General features: G+C 62.4%; 19 protein-coding genes. 10 read left to right on the top strand and 9 right to left on the bottom strand.

Translation table 11 applies throughout. The annotated features are described in order from the left end of the window. The 3 genes from WCY17_RS13575 to WCY17_RS13565 all read right to left on the bottom strand — a co-directional run. Positions 1 to 705, bottom strand: a 705-nt coding sequence (locus WCY17_RS13575; RefSeq protein ID WP_372702727.1) for a FoF1 ATP synthase subunit a, incomplete at its 3' end; no start/stop codon positions are given. Between the two features lie 24 nt (positions 706 to 729). After that, positions 730 to 1,068: an ATP synthase subunit I gene (locus WCY17_RS13570; RefSeq protein WP_372702726.1), complete on the bottom strand. Its 339-nt coding sequence runs from the start codon at positions 1,066 to 1,068 to the stop codon at positions 730 to 732. 193 nt (positions 1,069 to 1,261) lie between these two features. Continuing rightward, positions 1,262 to 2,038: an enoyl-CoA hydratase gene (locus WCY17_RS13565; RefSeq protein WP_372702725.1), complete on the bottom strand. Its 777-nt coding sequence runs from the start codon at positions 2,036 to 2,038 to the stop codon at positions 1,262 to 1,264. Positions 2,039 to 2,063: 25 nt separating this feature from the next. Here WCY17_RS13565 and WCY17_RS13560 point away from each other — a divergent pair, with 25 nt between their 5' ends. The 3 genes from WCY17_RS13560 (at position 2,064) to WCY17_RS13550 (ending at position 4,868) form a co-directional block, all read left to right on the top strand. Then, the gene (locus tag WCY17_RS13560; RefSeq protein ID WP_372702724.1) at positions 2,064 to 3,842 is read left to right on the top strand and encodes a M61 family metallopeptidase; all 1,779 of its coding nucleotides are present in this window, start codon (positions 2,064 to 2,066) and stop codon (positions 3,840 to 3,842) included. Continuing rightward, the gene (locus WCY17_RS13555; protein ID WP_372702723.1) at positions 3,839 to 4,267 is read left to right on the top strand and encodes a dihydroneopterin aldolase; all 429 of its coding nucleotides are present in this window, start codon (positions 3,839 to 3,841) and stop codon (positions 4,265 to 4,267) included. The genes WCY17_RS13560 and WCY17_RS13555 overlap by 4 nt, the downstream gene beginning before the upstream one ends. A gap of 94 nt (positions 4,268 to 4,361) precedes the next feature. After that, positions 4,362 to 4,868, top strand: a complete 507-nt coding sequence (locus WCY17_RS13550; protein WP_372702722.1) for an SRPBCC domain-containing protein — start codon at positions 4,362 to 4,364, stop codon at positions 4,866 to 4,868. Here the strand turns inward: WCY17_RS13550 and WCY17_RS13545 are convergent. Continuing rightward, on the bottom strand, positions 4,865 to 6,250 hold the full coding sequence (locus WCY17_RS13545) for an MATE family efflux transporter (RefSeq protein ID WP_372702721.1): 1,386 nt from the start codon (positions 6,248 to 6,250) through the stop codon (positions 4,865 to 4,867). The genes WCY17_RS13550 and WCY17_RS13545 overlap by 4 nt on opposite strands. Positions 6,251 to 6,473: 223 nt before the next feature. Here WCY17_RS13545 and WCY17_RS13540 point away from each other — a divergent pair, with 223 nt between their 5' ends. Both WCY17_RS13540 and WCY17_RS13535 read left to right on the top strand, forming a co-directional pair. Then, positions 6,474 to 6,821, top strand: coding sequence for a YidH family protein (locus WCY17_RS13540; protein ID WP_372702720.1), 348 nt, complete (start codon positions 6,474 to 6,476; stop codon positions 6,819 to 6,821). Next, the gene (locus tag WCY17_RS13535) at positions 6,818 to 7,123 is read left to right on the top strand and encodes a DUF202 domain-containing protein (RefSeq protein WP_372702719.1); all 306 of its coding nucleotides are present in this window, start codon (positions 6,818 to 6,820) and stop codon (positions 7,121 to 7,123) included. Before WCY17_RS13540 ends, WCY17_RS13535 begins: the two co-directional genes overlap by 4 nt. A 129-nt stretch (positions 7,124 to 7,252) precedes the next feature. On the opposite strand, the gene aceE is transcribed toward WCY17_RS13535, so the two are convergent. Next, the gene (aceE, locus tag WCY17_RS13530) at positions 7,253 to 9,949 is read right to left on the bottom strand and encodes a pyruvate dehydrogenase (acetyl-transferring), homodimeric type (protein WP_372702718.1); all 2,697 of its coding nucleotides are present in this window, start codon (positions 9,947 to 9,949) and stop codon (positions 7,253 to 7,255) included. A 134-nt stretch (positions 9,950 to 10,083) separates the two neighbouring features. On the opposite strand from aceE, the gene WCY17_RS13525 reads away from it, so the two are divergent. After that, a complete protein-coding gene (locus WCY17_RS13525; protein ID WP_372702717.1) occupies positions 10,084 to 10,551 on the top strand; it encodes an Lrp/AsnC family transcriptional regulator in 468 nt (155 codons plus the stop codon). A gap of 143 nt (positions 10,552 to 10,694) precedes the next feature. Here WCY17_RS13525 and WCY17_RS13520 read toward each other — a convergent pair whose 3' ends face one another. Continuing rightward, positions 10,695 to 12,101, bottom strand: coding sequence for a diguanylate cyclase domain-containing protein (locus WCY17_RS13520; RefSeq protein ID WP_372702716.1), 1,407 nt, complete (start codon positions 12,099 to 12,101; stop codon positions 10,695 to 10,697). A gap of 202 nt (positions 12,102 to 12,303) precedes the next feature. After that, the gene (locus WCY17_RS13515) at positions 12,304 to 13,029 is read right to left on the bottom strand and encodes a haloacid dehalogenase type II (protein ID WP_372702715.1); all 726 of its coding nucleotides are present in this window, start codon (positions 13,027 to 13,029) and stop codon (positions 12,304 to 12,306) included. Between the two features lie 323 nt (positions 13,030 to 13,352). Between WCY17_RS13515 and WCY17_RS13510 the strand changes: the two genes are divergently transcribed. Next, a complete protein-coding gene (locus WCY17_RS13510; protein ID WP_372702714.1) occupies positions 13,353 to 14,120 on the top strand; it encodes a LamB/YcsF family protein in 768 nt (255 codons plus the stop codon). Between the two features lie 105 nt (positions 14,121 to 14,225). Here the strand turns inward: WCY17_RS13510 and WCY17_RS13505 are convergent, their stop codons facing one another. After that, positions 14,226 to 14,849, bottom strand: coding sequence for a sulfite oxidase heme-binding subunit YedZ (locus WCY17_RS13505; protein ID WP_372702713.1), 624 nt, complete (start codon positions 14,847 to 14,849; stop codon positions 14,226 to 14,228). Between the two features lie 111 nt (positions 14,850 to 14,960). Next, positions 14,961 to 15,923 carry a protein-methionine-sulfoxide reductase catalytic subunit MsrP gene (gene msrP / locus WCY17_RS13500; protein WP_372702712.1) on the bottom strand — a complete coding sequence of 321 codons (963 nt, stop codon included), beginning with the start codon at positions 15,921 to 15,923 and terminating at the stop codon, positions 14,961 to 14,963. A gap of 116 nt (positions 15,924 to 16,039) precedes the next feature. On the opposite strand from msrP, the gene WCY17_RS13495 reads away from it, so the two are divergent. From WCY17_RS13495 to WCY17_RS13485, 3 genes are all read left to right on the top strand, one after another. Further along, positions 16,040 to 16,594, top strand: a complete 555-nt coding sequence (locus WCY17_RS13495; protein WP_372702711.1) for a DUF488 family protein — start codon at positions 16,040 to 16,042, stop codon at positions 16,592 to 16,594. Positions 16,595 to 16,906: 312 nt separating this feature from the next. Next, a complete protein-coding gene (locus WCY17_RS13490; protein ID WP_372702710.1) occupies positions 16,907 to 17,053 on the top strand; it encodes a hypothetical protein in 147 nt (48 codons plus the stop codon). Positions 17,054 to 17,443: 390 nt separating this feature from the next. Beyond that, on the top strand, positions 17,444 to 17,719 hold the full coding sequence (locus tag WCY17_RS13485; protein WP_372702709.1) for a hypothetical protein: 276 nt from the start codon (positions 17,444 to 17,446) through the stop codon (positions 17,717 to 17,719). The last annotated feature ends 111 nt before the right edge of the window (positions 17,720 to 17,830 follow it).

Below are 17,830 nucleotides of genomic sequence, written 5' to 3'. Positions count from 1 at the left end.
GGCGATCAGCATGAACAGCAGCTCGCCTGCATACATGTTGCCAAACAGCCGCATGCCCAGCGATACCGTCTTGGCGACGTATTCGATGAGGTTGAGCAGCAGGTTGAATGGCGCCAGAATGATGGCCCCCACGCCGTGCGCATGGAAGGGGGCAGTGAAGAGTTCTTTCACGAAACCGACCGGGTTCTTGATCTTGATGCCGTAGTAGAGCATCAGCAGGAGCACGCCCAGCGACATCCCCATGGGAATGTTGAGATCGGCTGTAGGCAGGATACGGTGGTAATACAGGGGATCGTCGTGCGCACTGCCCAGACCGACCATCTGGAAGATCCAGCCCATGAGATCGACCGGAATCAGGTCGAGCGCGTTCATCAGCGTGATCCAGAGGAACACCGTGAGCGCGAGCGGCGCCGCAAACTGGCGCGAAGTGGCATTGGGCACGATGTTCTTGGCCTCATCGTTGACCATGCCCACGAGCATTTCAATGGACATCTGGAAGCGGCCCGGCACGTCGGTGGTGGCCCGGCGGGCGGCACGCCAGAGAAAGTACAGCACGATGAAGCCCATGAGGGCCGACCAGAACAGCGAGTCGTAGTTGACGACATCGAAGTTGGCGATGATGTCCTGCTTGTGACCGAGATTGTTGAGGTGAACCAGATGGTGCTGGATGTATTCGGACTGAGGTGTCGTGACAACGTCGGTCATCGGAAAACCCTTTTTTCAATCAATTCATGGCAGACGGCGCAATGCCAGCAACACCACATACCCCTTCATGACCCCCAGCAGCCCGAGCAGGAAAGCCAGCCAATCGAGCCAGCCCCCCCAGCGCCATGCCACCAGGACCACAACCCCGGCTGCCGCCAGCAACTTGAAGGCCTCTGCCCAGAAGAAGACCAGCGCGCCGGCCCGGGCGGGAGCCCAATGGCCTGCCAGCAAACGCAGGGCAAAGAGCGCATTGGGAACAAAATAGGCCGCAGCACCCAACAAGGCAGATACGGCCGCGTTTGTTCCCGCGATCATCCAGGCCAGAACCACCACCAGCATGCCCGTGCATGCCTGTGCGGCCAAGGCCCGAAAAAGGCCTGCCCTGGAACGGCGGGCAATGTGCGCTCGATCTTCAGCAGAAAGCACCAGCACATCACCCGGATCTGTAGCCCCCAAAGCCACCCACCAACCGGTAGTCAAACTATTCAAGTATAGCGGGTTTTTGAAGAAGCCATCAAATGCCCCCTCAAAGGCGCACCATTTTAGCCGAGAACCCTCACCGATGCTTGAAATCGGGCTGACGCTTTTCGACAAACGCCTGCATGCCCTCTTTCTGGTCTTCGGTGGCGAAGAGCGCATGGAAGTTGCGCCGCTCGAACAACAGGGACTCATCGAGCGTGGCCTCGAATGAACGGTTGACGCATTCCTTGGCCATCATGACGGCCGGCAGCGACATGGACGCAATGGTGGCGGCCGCTTCGAGGGCCTCATCGAGCAGGCGCTCGACGGGCACGATGCGGGCCACCAGGCCGGCGCGCTCGGCCTCGTGGACATCCATCATGCGCCCCGTGAGAACCAGGTCCATGGCCTTCGCCTTGCCCACGGCCCGGGGCAGACGCTGCGTGCCGCCATAACCCGGGATGACGCCCAGCTTGATCTCGGGCTGCCCGAATCTGGCATTTTCGGCGGCAATGATGAAGTCGCACTGCATGGCGAGTTCGCAGCCACCGCCCAGGGCGTAACCCGCTACGGCGGCAATGATGGGCTTGCGGGTACGACGCAGGTCTTCCCACTTGCCGCCCAGATAGTCGGCCTTGTACACGTCCATGTACGACCAGCCAGCCATGGCCGAGATGTCCGCCCCTGCCGCAAAGGCCTTGGAACTGCCCGTGAGCACCATGGCGCCGATGTTGTCGTCGCCTTCGAATGCCTGTATGGCATCGTACAGCTGATCGATGACCTCGTTGCTGAGCGCGTTCAGCACCTGGGGCCGGTCCAGAGTCAGCAGACCCACGCGACCGCGGGTCTCGACCTTGACGAAGGATTCGTTCATGATATCTCCAAAGTAAACTGTTGCCATGAAAAATTCGACGATACGCTATCAGGTGCGGCTGGCCGACCCGGCCGGGCACCGTTTTGCCATCACCCTGACGATACCCCGGCCCGAGCCCGGCGGGCAGATCCTGCGCCTGCCTGCATGGATTCCCGGAAGCTATCTCATCCGTGATTTTGCCCGACAGATCGAAAGCCTGCTGGTTTTCGATGCCGACGGCCCCGTTGGCTGCCACAAGACCGACAGCCATACCTGGCAATGCGCGCCGGCCCAGGGCAGGCTGACCGTAGAATACACCGTGTATGCATGGGACCTCTCTGTTCGGGGGGCCCATTTCGACGAAAGCCACGCGTTCTTCAACGGCAGCAGCCTGTTCCTGGCTGTGGTTGGCCAGGAAGACCAGCCCTGCCTGCTCGACCTGTGTCCACCCGGCCACACGGACCGCTGGCGGGTCTTCACCAGCCTGCCCGAGGCAGAGGGCGAACCCGGCGCCGCCGCGCGCCATGGTTTCGGCTGCTACCGTGCACCGGATCATGACGCGCTGCTGGACCACCCCGTCGAGATGGGCACGCCCCAGTGCGTATCTTTCGAGGCCCACGGCACGCAGCACGAACTGGTGTTCACCGGCGTCGTGCCGGGCCTCGATCTGGCCCGGATCGCGCAGGACGTACAGAAGATCTGCCAGGCGCAGATCGAGTTCTTCGAACCCGAGACCCGGCAGGCACCGTTCCTGGATTCGGCCTCGCGCTACGTATTCTTGGTGATGGTCACGGCCGATGGCTATGGGGGCCTCGAGCACCGCGCCTCGACTGCGCTGATCACCTCCCGGGCCGACCTGCCCACAACGGGTCAGCCCGAACCCGAAGACTACAAGCGGTTTCTCGGGCTGGTGAGCCACGAATATTTCCACACCTGGCACGTCAAGCGGATCAAACCCGCCGCCTTTGCCCCGTACTGCCTGGATCGGCCCAATTTCACCCGCCTGTTGTGGGTCTTCGAAGGTTTCACGTCCTATTACGATGACCTGATGCTGCTGCGCGCCGGCGTGATCGACGAACCGGCCTATTTTGGCCTCCTGGCGCGTACCATGGATGGCGTGCTGCGCGGGGCTGGCCGCCACAAGCAGTCGGTGGCCGAAAGTTCTTTCGACGCCTGGACGCGCTACTACAAGCAGGACGAAAATTCACCCAACGCGCTGGTCAGCTACTACACCAAAGGCGCGCTCGTGGCGCTGGGCCTGGATCTCGAAATCCGCCAACGTACGGCTGACAGGCACAGCCTGGATGATGTCATGCGCCTGCTCTGGAAGCGCCACGGCCGCGGTTTCTATGACCACCCGCCGCAGGGGGTGCCCGAAACGGCCATGCAGGGGCTGATCCTCGAGGCCACGGGCGTGGACGTATCGGATTTCATCGCCCGTCATGTCGATGGCCGCGAAGATGTCCCCCTGAAAGACGCCCTCGCGCGCACCGGCATCACGCTCGAGGCCAGCCCGGCAGATCAGCGCCCCGATCTCGATGTGCGCACACACAACGATGCGGGCGGGGTCCGCCTGGCCACAGTGTACGAGCATGGCCCGGCACACCTCGCCGGGTTGTCGGCCGGTGATCTGCTGATCGCCATCGATGGGCTGCGCGTAACCAGCGACACGGCCCTGAAGCAGCTTCTGGCCAGCCATCGCCCCGGAGACCGGGTGGTCGTGCATGTGTTCCGGCGCGATGAACTGCGGCGCTACCGCGTACAACTGGCAAGTGCCCGGGCCCTGAAACACCGACTGCGGCGTGTGGATGGCCCGCCGGCATGAATACGCGCATGATCCTCCTGCAGGGGCTGCACCTGCAGGCGTCCATCGGCATGCTGGCGCATGAACGCAGCGCGCGCCAGCCCCTGACGGTGGATGCCTGGTTCGAAGTCCGTGCGGACACACCGGTCGACGACCGCGATCTGGCTACCGTGCTCGATTACCGTCTGTTGCGCAGCACCCTGATCGATGAAATCACGCAGGATCACACCGACCTGCTCGAAACCCTGGTGCAGCGTTGCCTGCAACGCATCCTTGCGGGCTTCCCCGAGGTGCTGCACGCGCGCATCCGGATCTGCAAGCCCGACGCTTTTGAAGATTGCGATGCCGTATGCATCGAACAGATGGGCCATCAGGCCGGTACAGGCCAGCGGCGAGCGCCCGGGCCCGCCGTGCCGGATGGCACGGGACGGCGCCCGCCGTCGTGATTCGTGGACACCAGCGTTCGAGCATGCAAAGTTCGAGCATACAAACAATGAACCCGAGATTTATGATTCAAGCACACGATACTGGAGAACTGCCATGAGCACCGACGAATTGCCCACAGGAACCCTGCACACCCTGCCCGATGGCCGTCACGAAGGCACCCTCACCCGAACCTTCCCGGGTCACAGCGGTCGGGCAGTCTGGGGCATGCTGACCGAGCAGGACAAAATGGCGCAATGGCTGGCGCCCGGGCAGATTGCACTGACTCAGGGCGGCGCGGTCAAGATCGATTTCGCCGACAGCGGCATCGTGATCGAAAGCACGGTGCTCGAGCTCGTGCCCGAACAGCTGCTGGCCTACTCATGGAGCAGCGGATCAGAGCCCGAACGCCCGCTGCGCTGGGCGCTGTCCGACACCGCAGACGGCGCGCGCCTGGTCCTCACCGTGACGGTGCCCGCAGGCGAGGACCCGGCCAAGGCCTGCGCCGGCTTCGAAGGCCATCTCGACATGCTCGCGGCGGCACTTGAAGGCGTACCCATCAAGTTCCCGTTCGAGCGCTTCCTGCAGGCGCGCGCCGCGTACAACCAGCAACTGGGCCACTAGGCCCTGCGCGGCATGGCAGCGATCTGCCGGACCAGGCGCACGCTCAAGAGGATGGCGGCGGCCGCCAGGCCGGCCGCCAACCCCCACCAGACACCGATGCCCCCCCAGCCCACGACAAAGCCCAGTACATAGCCGATGGGCACACCCAGCAGCCAGTAACTGAACAGCGCCAGCACCATGGGGATGCGGGTGTCCTTCAGGCCGCGCAGAGCCCCATTGGCCAGGACCTGCATGGCGTCAAACAGCTGAAAGGCAGCCGCCACCGCCAGGTAGGCGGTGGCGAATACCAGCACCTGGCGCGCGCCGGCGTCGTGCAGATCCAGATATAGCCCCGCCAGCCAGGCAGGCCAGAGCAAAAACGTGATGGCCGACAGGCAGGCAAAACCCAGCCCGATCAAAATGGCCGATGAGGCCGCGCTCGCCACGCCATCCCGATCATCCCGTCCGCGGGCCCACCCGGTTCGAATGGTCGAGGCGGCCGACAGCCCGAGCGGCACCATGAAGGCCAGGCCGCTGAGTTGCACGGCGATGCCGTGCGCGGCCAGTTCGTAGGCGCCCAGCCAGCCCATCATGACCGATGTCGCACTGAACAGCCCCACTTCAGCCACCAGGGTGACCCCGATCGGCCAGCCCAACCGGAAAATATCGCTCAGGGCCCGCAGGTCAAGTCGCTGCATGCCCTGCCCCAGCCGGTGCCCGCGTACCGAGCGATGCCGGGCTGCAAACCAGAACAGGAAAAGTGCCACGCAGGTGGTGGCAAACACGGTGGCCCATGCGGCGCCCCGCATCCCCAATGCGGGAATCATGTCGGTGACCCCGAACACCAGCACGACATTCAGCAGCAAGTTGATGAGCGCGCCACCCGCCAGCGCGACCACCACGACAGTCGGCCGCTGCAGGCCGCCCAGGAATGAACGCAGCACGATGATGGCCAGCTGCGGGAACATCGACCACTGAAGCACCCCGACATACCCTGCAGCCAGGTGCGAAATGGATTCTTCCTGCCCCAGGGCCAGGAAAATGGGCGCCGCGTTCGCCAATGGCCAGATCACCAGCACGGCATAGGCCAGGGAAACCCAAAGCCCCATGTGCACGAACCGGGCCACGCCCCGTCTGTCCTGACTGCTGGCTGCGCCTGCGACCAGGGGCATGACGGCAAAACCAAAACCGGTGCCCAGGATCCAGACCACGAAAAACAGCTGCCAACCCAGCACGGACGCGGCCAGCTCGTCGGGCCCGAGTCGCCCCAGCACCAGCGTGTTGGTCATGTTGATGGCCATCTGGGCCAGTTGGGCGCTGATCAGGGGCAGGCCCAGCGTGATGGTGGCGATGATCTCGGCACGCCATGGCCTTTGCAGGAAAACGGGCAAATACCGTGACATGCGAATCGATACAGAATGAAAAGTGAATCGATCATTCTGACGAAAGCACACCGACTTGGCAAATCGTCAGGTACGAGGTATGGCGCGGTCGATCGGCAGGCGCGCCCATGATGCCTGTCCTACCCGTGGTCTGCCCCAGCAGCCGAGGCATTCGGCAGCCGTGCCTGCTGCCGGCGATTCTTTCTTTTTATAATCGGGGCTGATCATACAAACGGAGCGACCCATGGCCTGGCATGATGAAGGCAAAGATCCAGACTATCGGTTTTCCCTGGCCAACGAGCGCACATTTCTGGCGTGGATACGCACGGCACTTGCCGTTCTGGCCGTCGCCATCATCCTGAGGCAGTTTTCGGGCAGCAGCCATGCACCGCAACAGGCGTTTTTCATACTCAGCGTCGTGCTCGCCATACTGTCCGGCATCATCGGCCTGAGTGCCTTTTTCCGCTGGCGCAACAACGAACACGCCATGCGCCTGGAGCGCGCCCTGCCCGTCTCCACGCTGATTCTCTGGCTGGCCATCACCATCGCCGCCCTGGCGGGCGGTACAGCGCTGTGGCTGCTGCTCGAATGATGACCCAGCCCACCCGCCCGGGCCTGCAGCCCGAGCGCACATCGATCGCCTGGCTGCGCACCAGCCTGGCGCTGATCGCCAACGCCCTGCTGGTCCTGCGCTGGGGCGTCAGCCATCCCGAACACGGCGTCCTGCTGCTCACCCTCAGCGTCGTGATCTGCCTGGGATTCGCCACGGTGCACCTGGTACGCGAACGGAAACGCCGGCGCCAACCCGAAGAACGCTTCATTTTGCCGCACATGGAAACGTTCAGCATCAGCCTGCTGACGGTGCTGGCAAGCCTGGTCGTCGTATTCAGCTGAGCCTGATCAGGTCATGGCTGCACCGGGATTACTCGGGCCATGCAAGCCTGTGCAGGCCCACGAGCCGCACGGGGCTGCGGCGCTCAGCACCCGGCCGGATCCGGATCCGCACGATCCTGATCCGGCGCATCACGCAGTCGGCACACCACGCAGCGCCCGGCGTGCCGCTTCGGCCACGCTGGCCGCATCCACGCCGAAGAACTGCCGCAATGCGGCACGCGTATCACTGCGCCCGAAGCCATCGGTGCCCAGGGTGACATACAGGCGGTCAGCAGGCAGATAGGCGCGGATGGATTCCGCCACCAGCCGCACATAGTCACTGGCCGCGATGATGGGCCCGCGATCGGCACCCGAGGCGGCGAGCAGGGCGCGCACATGGGCAATCGCCCCACCATGGCCTGCATCACGGGATTCGAGCCAGCGCTGGCCATCGCGTGCGAGCTCGCTCCAGCTGGTGACGCTGAGCACGGTGCAGGCGACCCCCTCGGCAGCCAGAATCCTGGCGGCGGCACGCACCTCGGTGAGGATCGCGCCCGACCCCATCAGGGTGACGCAGGATGGCTGATCAACCTGACCCTGGCTGGCCGCACCATCCTGGTCGTGACACGCCCCAGCGTCCTCTGCCGCAAGGTGCTCGAGGCAGTACGCACCTCGTATGACACCCGTTGCCGCCCCGGCGGGCAAGGGCATCTGGGCATAGTTCTCGTTCATCACCGTAATGTAATAGAACACGTCGGCCCGGGCCTCGAGCATCTCGCGCGCCCCGTGGTCGATGATCACCGCCAGTTCGGCGGCAAAGGCCGGGTCATAGGCCTTGCAATTGGGATAGGCACTGGCCCACAGGTGGCTCGCCCCGTCCTGGTGCTGCAGGCCTTCGCCCGCCAGCGTGGTGCGGCCGGATGTGGCGCCGATGAGAAAGCCGCGCGGATTCTGGTCTGCCGCCGCCCAGATCAGGTCACCCACCCTCTGGAAACCGAACATCGAGTAGTAGATATAGAACGGCAGCATGGCAAAGCCATGGTTGCTGTGGCTGGTGGCTGCTGCAGTCCAGCTCGAAATCGCACCGGCTTCGCTGATGCCTTCTTCGAGGATCTGGCCATCTTTTGCCTCGCGGTAGCTCACCAGCGTGCCTTCGTCCTCTGGTTCATAGAGCTGGCCTACGCTGGAGTAGATGCCAACCTGCCGGAACAGGTTGGCCATGCCGAACGTACGTGCTTCGTCGGCCACGATGGGCACGATGCGCGGCCCCAGCACCTTGTCTTTCAGCAGGCTGCCCAGCATGCGCACGAACGCCATGGTCGTGGAGTATTCACGCTGTGCGGGCTGCAGGGCAAACGCAGCGTAGTCTTCCATGGGCGGTACAGCCAGCGGTGCACAGTGGGCATGCCGCGCGGGCAGCGGCCCCCCGAGGGCCTGCCGGCGCTCGCGCAGATAGCGCAGTTCGGGGCTGTCCTCTGCCGGGCGATAGAATTCGAGGCGCAACGCCTGCGCGTCAGCCAGCGGCAAACCGAAGCGGTCACGGAAAGCCAGCAGATCCGCATCCTTCAGGCTCTTTTGTGAATGCGTCGTCATGCGCCCCTGGCCCGAGGCCCCCATGCCGTAGCCCTTCTTGGTATGAGCAAGAATGACCGTGGGCGCCCCCTGATGTTGCTGCGCCGCAGCATATGCCGCATGGATCTTCAGCGGATCGTGGCCACCCCGGGCCAGTTCATCGATCTGCTGGTCGCTCAAGCCCTCGACCAGTTGCGCCAGTTGGGGGTTCTGGCCAAAGAAGCGCTCGCGGTTGTAGCGGCCGTCGCGTGCGGCGAAGGTCTGCATCTGGCCATCGACCGTATCGGTCAGGGCCCGAGTGAGCACGCCATGTCGGTCGCGCGCAAAGAGCGGGTCCCAGGTGCTGCCCCAGAGCACCTTCACCACATTCCAGCCGGCCCCGAGAAACTGCTTCTCGAGTTCTTCGATGATGCGCGCATTGCCGCGCACCGGCCCGTCCAGACGCTGGAGATTGCAGTTCACCACCCAGACGAGATTGTCGAGGTGCTCGCGCGCCGCCAGGCCCAACGCCGCCATGGACTCAGGTTCGTCCATTTCGCCATCGCCGAACATGCCCCAGACCCTGCGCCCCGAGCAATCGAGCAGGCCCCGATGGGTCAGGTAACGCATGAAGCGCGCCTGATAGATGGAATGCATGGGGCCAATCCCCATGGATCCGGTGGAGAACTGCCAGAAGTCGGGCATCAGGTGTGGATGCGGATAGCTGGACAGGCCACGGGCCCCTTGAGCGGACCCGGTGATTTCCTGGCGAAAATGCAGCAGATCGGCCTCGGTCAGGCGGCCTTCAAGAAAGGCTCGGGCATAGGCACCGGGCGCGCTGTGCGGCTGCAGAAAGAGCAGGTCACCGTCTTGCTGTTCATTGCGCGCACGAAAGAAATGATTGAAGCCGACCTCGAACAGGTCTGCCGCACTGGCATAGCTGGCGATATGCCCGCCCAGGCCACCATAGGCCTCGTTGGCCCGTACCACCATGGCCAGTGCATTCCAGCGGATCATGCCCGCCAGACGTTTTTCCAGGTCCGGATCACCCGGATACGGCGGCTGCGCCTCGGGTGGAATGGTATTGACGTTGGGCGTGCCCAGCGGTGGCTGCCAGTCCAGTTGCCGTTGCCAGGCGAGTTCACAGAGCGCATCCAGCATGAAGGCTGCACGCCCCGTGCCCGCGTGGGCCAGCAGGGCATCGAAGGATTCCAGCCACTCGGCCGTCTCCTGTGGATCGGTGTCTTTTTGTCTTGCCGGATGAGAATCCAGCAGGGTGTAGGGTATCGGGTTCATGGATCGGGTCAGGCGAAAGCGCGTATTCGGCGCCCTTCATTATGAACCACCCGCCATGAAATTTGATATCGACATAAGGTATCATGCGCAACTTGAACGGCATTATATTTTTCCAATCCATCATTTCGCAGCATATGAAACTGGATACGACCGATCTGCGCATACTTTATGAACTCCAACGGGATGGCTCCCTGAGCAATGTCGAGCTGGCCCGCCGGGTCCATCTGTCGCCCTCGCCGTGCCTGGCGCGCGTCAAGGCGCTGCAGGCCAGCGGCATCATCGTGCGCTATGTTGCCCTGGCCAATGCCGCAGCCCTGGGGCTGGGGTTGAACGTATTCATTTCCATCAGCCTGAAATCGCAGAACAAGCCTTCACTGGCCGAATTCGAGCGCCGCATTGCCGAGCAGGACGAGGTCATGGAATGCTATCTGATGACCGGGGATTCAGATTACCTGATCCGGGTGGCGGTACCGGATATCCAGGCGCTCGAGCGGTTCATTCTCGAGCAGCTCACCCCCATCCCGGGGATCGAGCAGATCCGCTCGAGCTTTGCACTCAAGCAGGTGCTGTACAAGACCGCGTTGCCGCTGGCGCCCGTGTGACCATTGGCGCCGCTGCGACATCAGAGAGGTTGATCGGGTACCCGGCTGCCGAATCTGAGAGGTTGATCCGGAGCCCGGCTACCGAAAGAGAACACGCGTGGCAGAAATGGCATGCGGCCGGGTGGCCTTCGCCGCAGCGTGGTTCAAGACGTACCCGCTTGCCTGTGGGCGTGATGCAGACGCTTGTTGCGATACATTTCGAGATCAGCCACATGCAGGGCCTTTGCCAGATCACCCGACTGCTCGGCGGTGGCTGTGCCAATCGACACACTGAGCGGCAGGCCACCGTAGAACTGGTTGTTGAGCGCCATCAGGCGATGGATGTCATCCACTACGGCCTGTGCACCCTGCAGATCCACGCCGGGCAGCAGGATCATGAACTCATCCCCACCGATGCGCGCCACCGAAGCCGGTGGATCCACCGCCTTGGCCAGAACCTCTCCCATGCGCCGCAGCAGGCTGTCTCCTGCGGCATGGCCGCCTGCGTCATTGGATTCTTTCAGGTCGTTGAGATCCAGCGAAATGCAGCTGATAGGCTTGACGCGCTTGCGCAGCAAGCGATCGATCTCATCAGTGTAGAAGCTGCGATTCTTGAGCTTGGTCAGCACATCGTGCTGACCAAGGTACTCGAGATAGGCTTCGGCCTTCTTGCGCGCCGTGATGTCCGTGAGCGCAACCAGAACCATGCTCCAGTCATTTTCATGACCTGGAAAGACAGACAGTTGCATATGCATGTACAGAAGCTCACCATCCAGGTTCCGGTTGCGGACTTCGCGCTGCTGGAACAGGCGCCCATGCCAGAGGTCATTGAGCTGCTCGGCGAAGGATTCGTACATCTCGTCCTGGAAGACGTCGGCCAGGCGCCCCAGCAGTTCTGCGCGACTGCTGGCGCTGAACTGCTGCAGGGTATGGTCATTGACATCCAACACGCGGATCTCGGCCTGGCAACGCCGCACGAATTCGGGGTGCACGTCGAGAAAGGTACGGAAATCGGTGATCCCCCCCACGCGCACCTCGTCGAGCAGCACCTTGATCTGGCTGAAGTCTTCGACCCACAGTGACACGGGGGCCTGCCCGAACAGCTCGCGCGCAAAGCGCTCATTGGCCTGGGCAAGACGGCGGGCGTCCTGCAATTCGGTCACGTCCTCGAGCATGACCAGGACCTGATCCCAGGGTCGTTCACGATCGGGCAGCACCAGCCCCTTGAGGGAAATATCCAGGCGTCGGCCATCGAGCGTGTAATTGACGCTGACACTGTGAAAAGCGCCATGGCCCTGCCAGAGTTGGACGAGTTCGCTCGCAAACCCGGCCATGCTGTCATCTCGCACGACATCGCCCAGGCGGGCCATGAGCTCTTCGGTGGATTGAGCCCCATACATGGCCAGCGTCTGGCGGTTGACGCGCACGACGCGCATGGCTGCGGCACAGGCCTTGACCCGGCTGGCATCTTCGGCCAACCAGACCGCCAGATCCTGCACGCCAGCCTGCCGCCATTGTTCGAAGAGTACATGCAGCGCACTGTAGTCTTCGAACCACAGTGACATCGGCATGACATCAAAGAGGTTGTTCGACCCGCACGTCCGGAGTTCACCATCAATATTTGAAAAAAGTGCACTCACCATCCAGAATGACCTTGGAACCCGTTACCGTAGCGTGACGATAGCACGTAGAACACCACGATTGGCGGGTATCGGTCATCTTGACAGGGGTACGGGCGGCGGCATCGAGCCCCCTTCTGGCGGGGTGTATCGTTCAGGCCATCAGTTCGGCAAGCGAGCGCATGTCAGCCACCCACAAGTCTGGCTGGTAGGGGGTTTCACCAAACGGGCGCCTGCGCCGGTCGATAAAGGCCGAATGCATGCCAGCCGCCTTCGCGCCCAGGCAATCGAAGGCATGATTGGCAACGAACAGCACTTCATCCATGGCCACACCCATGATCTCGGCAGCCCGGGTGTAGGTGGCCACGTGCGGCTTGAAGCTGTTTGCCTCGGCAACCGAAATGATCCGGTCAAACGGAATCCCGTGGTGAGGCCTGGCGCTTTCCAGCATGTCGGGGTCCCCATTGGACAAGACCACGATCTTGTAGCGTGTCTGCAAGCGGGCCATGGCCTGCGGCACATCCGGAAAGCACCGAAGCCGTTCGATGCAGCCGACCAGATAGCGCACGTCGTCTCTGGTGTACTGGATACCCGCACGATCCATGGTGTAGGCCACCGCCCGTTCGCCGATCTCGCGATAGGACGTGTGCGTCTTGTGCAGCAGGGCGTCGATCATGGAATTTTCGAAATGGGTACGGCGCCACCAGGTCACGAATGAGCCGGGGTTGCCTGCCCACCCCTTCTCCTGCAGAAATGGGGTGGCAATATCGGTCAGACCCTGCTGCATGTCGACGACGGTACCGTACTGGTCGAACATGACCACCTTGATGCTGGATTTCAGTTTCTCGGCGGTGGCCTCGAGGGATTCTGGCGTATTCATTGAATAGCTCTCCGTGCGGTGATGCGGTTGAATGCGAAGGGGTCGGCTCTCAATGTACGGGCCACACCGCGATCCGTCCAATGAACGACCACGGTATGCGAACACCACCATCCTGCGCATCGATGGTCGCCACGCCCATGTCCATGCCTGTTGAGGGGATCTGCCGGTATGCGCGGATCTGCAGTTCATGATGTGTCCGCACGATGGCGTATCTGCACGCCGCTCCGTTATGATAAATATGTGACGTGGGCACACGCCCCATCCCGCCCGGTACACCCGCATGTCGAGTATGCCAGGCATTACCACATCCTGGAAACATACGTATGCAAATCGACCTCAACTCCGATCTGGGTGAATCCTATGGCCCATGGGTCATGGGTGACGACGCAGCCATGCTCGATGTCGTCAGCTCTGCCAATGTCGCCTGCGGCGGCCATGCAAGCGACCCTGAAACCATGTTTCTGACCCTGCAGCGTGCTGCGGAACGCGGCGTCGTGGTGGGCGCACACCCAGGCTATCCGGACCGCGAAGGCTTCGGCCGTCGCCCCATGGCCCTGTCTCCTGCAGAAACCACACGCATGGTGGCCGCCCAGGTCGGCGCCTTGCAGGGCATTGCCGCCCTGGCCGGTACGACCGTACGCTATATCAAACCGCATGGCGCGCTCGGCAACCTGGCAGCCGCCGACGCTGACGTCGCACAGGCGATTGTTGCCGCCGTCAAGGCCCTGCCTGGGAGACTGGCCATCCTCGCCATTTCGGGTACGGCACTTGAACGGGCTGCACGGACAGCCGGGCTGCCGGTGTACTCCGAAGTCTTTGCCGACCGGGCCTATCTGCCCAACGGCCAGCTGGTGCCGCGCAGCCGTCCCGGTTCCGTACTGCATGATGCAGATGAAGCAGCAGAACGGCTCATCCGGTTTCTGGAAACCGGGCAGATGCCCACCCTGGATGGGCAGACGGTCAAGCTTGCCGTGCAATCGGTCTGCGTGCATGGTGACAGCAAGGGCGCCGTGGCCATGGCCCGGGCCGTTCGTGAGCGGCTGACAGCCGCGGGCATACCCATAGTGCCTTTTTTGTCCAGGGACAGCTGATCAGGGATATCGTGGCCGTCGTCATCACCACGGGTGCTGGCCTGATCCGGACCACGGGCCGCACGCACCAGCCTGCCCCCGATACGGGCGGCACGGGTATGGTGGCTATCGCGGCCCCCACAGCCGGCACCAGCACCGATGCCAACGCGACATACCGGATATCCGCGTGCGCAGCCACCACAAGATCCGAACCCCCAGTAGCAGAACCAATGCCCAGGCATACACATGGGGTTCAAAGAAATCGTTCTTCCCGGCGCGCATCCACTCGAAATGCCAGACGGAGAAAATGGCGGCTGGGTAGATCAGCCAATGCAACCGCGTCCACCATCGGCCCAGACGGCGAATCCAGCCGCGCGTCGAGGTCAGGGCCAATGGCAGCAGGCAGATCACTGCCAGGGTACCAATCCCGATGAAATCACGCTGCCATATATCGGCCCACATGGCGTCAGGCACGCCATCGCGATCCCAGATCGCCCAGGCGATGATGTGCAGCACTGTGTAAAAAAAAGCATACAGGCCCAGCGTGCGGCGATGACGCACGAGACTACTCCAACCCGTGATGCGCCGCATCGGCGTGACGCACAATGTGGCCCACAACAACACCAGAGCCCAGAGCCCTGATGAGCGAGTCAGAAACTCTGGGGGGTTGGCGGTCAGGCCATGACCCACCCCAAGAAACAGCCAGCGCACCAACGGGAAAAGCCCCAGCCCATGCACCGCCAGGCCCATCCCGTACGACAGGACACCCTGCCCGCCTCGGCGTGCAAGGTGAAGCGCCGCGCCGCGGGACCTGGAATCCGGCCTTTGATTCACGGCGGCAACTCAAGGCGCAACAGCATTCTAGAACTGCCTGTGCAGATCCATCCCCTGATAGAGATCCGCCACATATTTTTCATACCCATTGAATTTCTGCGTGCGAACCCTTGGGGCAAAAAGACCGCTGCCTATGCGACGCTCCGTTGCCTGGCTCCAGCGCGGGTGCGGCACATCCGGGTTGACATTGGCAAAGAAACCGTACTCCGTGGGCGCAGCGCGCATCCAGCTGGTGACTGGCCGGGCAGCCTGCAGATGGATCCGCACCAGGGATTTACCTGATTTGAAACCATACTTCCAGGGTACGACGATGCGCACTGGAGCACCATTCTGAGCGGGCAGCTCACGCCCATACACGCCGAACGTGAGCAGGGTGAGCGGATGCATGGCCTCGTCAATGCGCAGCCCCTCTACATAAGGCCAGTCGAGTATGCGTCGCTTGACGCCCGGCATCACATCTTCCTGGACTGCCGTGGTGAAAACCACATACCTGGCTTCTTCGGTGGGCTCGACGCGCTCGAGCAGATGCGACAGCGCGTAGCCCGTCCAGGGCACAACCATCGACCAGGCCTCGACACAGCGCAACCGGTAGACTCGTTCCTCGAGGGGGGCCAATTGGCGCAAGGCGTCGATGTCCAGCGTCATCGGATGACGTACTGCGCCATCGATCCGAACGGCCCAGGGATCCAGGCGCATATGGCCGGCGTGGTCGGCAGGGTCACCCTTGCCGCTGCCGAACTCGTAAAAATTATTATAGGTGGTGATGTCCTGCCAACTGTTCGCGGCGTCGATGACGGGCCATTCGGCATTGCGTTCTGCCGGAAGAACAGGGCCGGCAGGCGAACCACCCGAAGCCCCCTGCGCGAACCCGGACACGCCCAGCGCGAGCGGGGCGAGCGCCACACCCTGAATGAAGCGCCGTCGAGACCGCCAGGCTGATTCTGGCGTAATGTCTGACGGGAGCAGACCGATGTCTCCTGTGTATCGCATGGCGCGCCTCCACTTTCGATGCCACCCATGAAGTGTATTCCCATCTTCGCCACCTTGGCCTGTGCGATGGCGAACCAGCCGGCCGACCAGGCGCGTGACGCTACACTGGCAGAATCATGCCTACCCTCCATACCATAGGACACTCCACCCGCCCATTGGCCGAATTTGCGGCGCTGCTGCAGGCCGTGCACGTCGAGCGCCTGATAGACATACGTACCGTGCCACGGTCGCGCACCAATCCGCAATTCAATCAGGATACCCTGCCAGCGTCTCTGGCCACATACCATATCGCGTATGAACATCTGGCCGCCTTGGGCGGGCTGCGCGGCAGATCGAAGACCACACCCCAGGAAATCAACGGTTTCTGGGAAAATGACAGCTTCCACCACTATGCCGACTACGCTCTGACCGATGCGTTCCGACAAGGCCTGGACCTGCTGATCCAACACGCCGGAATGCAGCGCTGTGCCATCATGTGCTCCGAGGCCGTCTGGTGGCGCTGTCACCGGCGCATCGTCAGCGATTATCTGATTGCCCGGGAAGTTCGGGTACTGCATATCATGGGAGCAGGCCGCACGACCCCCGCCAGCTTGACGCGCGGCGCGGTCATCCAGGCAGATGGCACGGTGCACTACCCGATGCAGTCGCCTGCTGGCGACCGGGCACTCTGATTCCAGATGCCTGGCCCAAACCCGCGCAACGACATTCCCTTTCTGGAGGGTTTGGCCGCATCCGGCAAACACCCATCCCCATTCAAGGGAGGCGCCCGTGATCACGGCAAGGTCGTTCTGATTGGTGGGCGATACTGGGTTCGAACCAGTGACCCCTGCCGTGTGAAGGCAGATTTCTATTGTCACCTGATGTCCTGCTGAGTAATTTATCGTTTATTTTTCAATTAGTTATGTTTTTCATTGTCCGCTATAATACTCTGAAGTACGCAAACGTTTTGCGTACTTGTTGCGTACAAATAGAGGATGGGGAACATGGCCAGCAGCATCGACAGCGTTGCGGCACGCAACAAGCTGAAAGCACGCCGCGACGCCTACTGGCATAGGATTGCCGCCGGCTGCTATGTCGGATTTCGCAAAACCACCAGCGACAGCATCGGGAACTGGGTTGGCCGTTACTAGGATGACGCCCAGCGCAAGCAACACTTCCACTCATTCGGCCCACTGGACGAGCACCCGCCCGGTGCCCGGTTCGACAAAGCCGTTGAACTTGCTCGCGCATGGTTCGCCCATCTCGGTATCGGAGGCCTCGCGAAGGCCTATACCGTTGCCGACGCCTGCTCTGCCTATACGAAACACATCCGCTCGGAAAAGGGCGACAAGGCAGCCAACGATGCTCAGGGTCGCTTCGCCCGGTGGGTAGATCAGACTCCCCTGGCCAAGGCGGAACTGGCCAAGCTCAAGCGCGACCACATCCGAACCTTTCGCAAATCACTGAGATCAGCACCCGTCATCGTTGCAGGACAAGAGCGCGAGCGAGCACCGGATACGATCAACCGCGACATGTCTCCCGTGCGGGCAGCCCTGAACCTGGCTTTTGCCGATGGCAAGGTCACATCAGACTTTGCATGGAGGGAAGACCTCAAACCGATCAAAAACGCCTCCCGCCGTCGGGAGCTGTACCTGGATCGCAAGCAACGGCGCAACCTCATTGCTCACGCCCCACCAGAGATCGCACCGTTTCTGCAGTGCCTCAGCATGCTGCCATTGCGTCCAGGCGCCTTGGCCGCGTTGCAGGTTGCTGACTTCAATGCTCGGCTAAAGGCCATCCGTATCGTAACCGCTTAGCCGGCGGCGTTATTGCGTGGCGCCGTGCAGTGAGATATCGGAGCGCAAGGGGTCGTCGGCAAAGTGCTGCTTCCACAACCTGGGGGTGAGCAGCTCCACCTGGCTGGCTGG

Source organism: Castellaniella sp. (assembly GCF_041677825.1).
Taxonomy (GTDB): domain Bacteria; phylum Pseudomonadota; class Gammaproteobacteria; order Burkholderiales; family Burkholderiaceae_B; genus Castellaniella.
The sequence above is the reverse complement of the archived record's forward strand: the minus strand, read 5'-3'. Positions and strand labels throughout refer to the sequence as shown.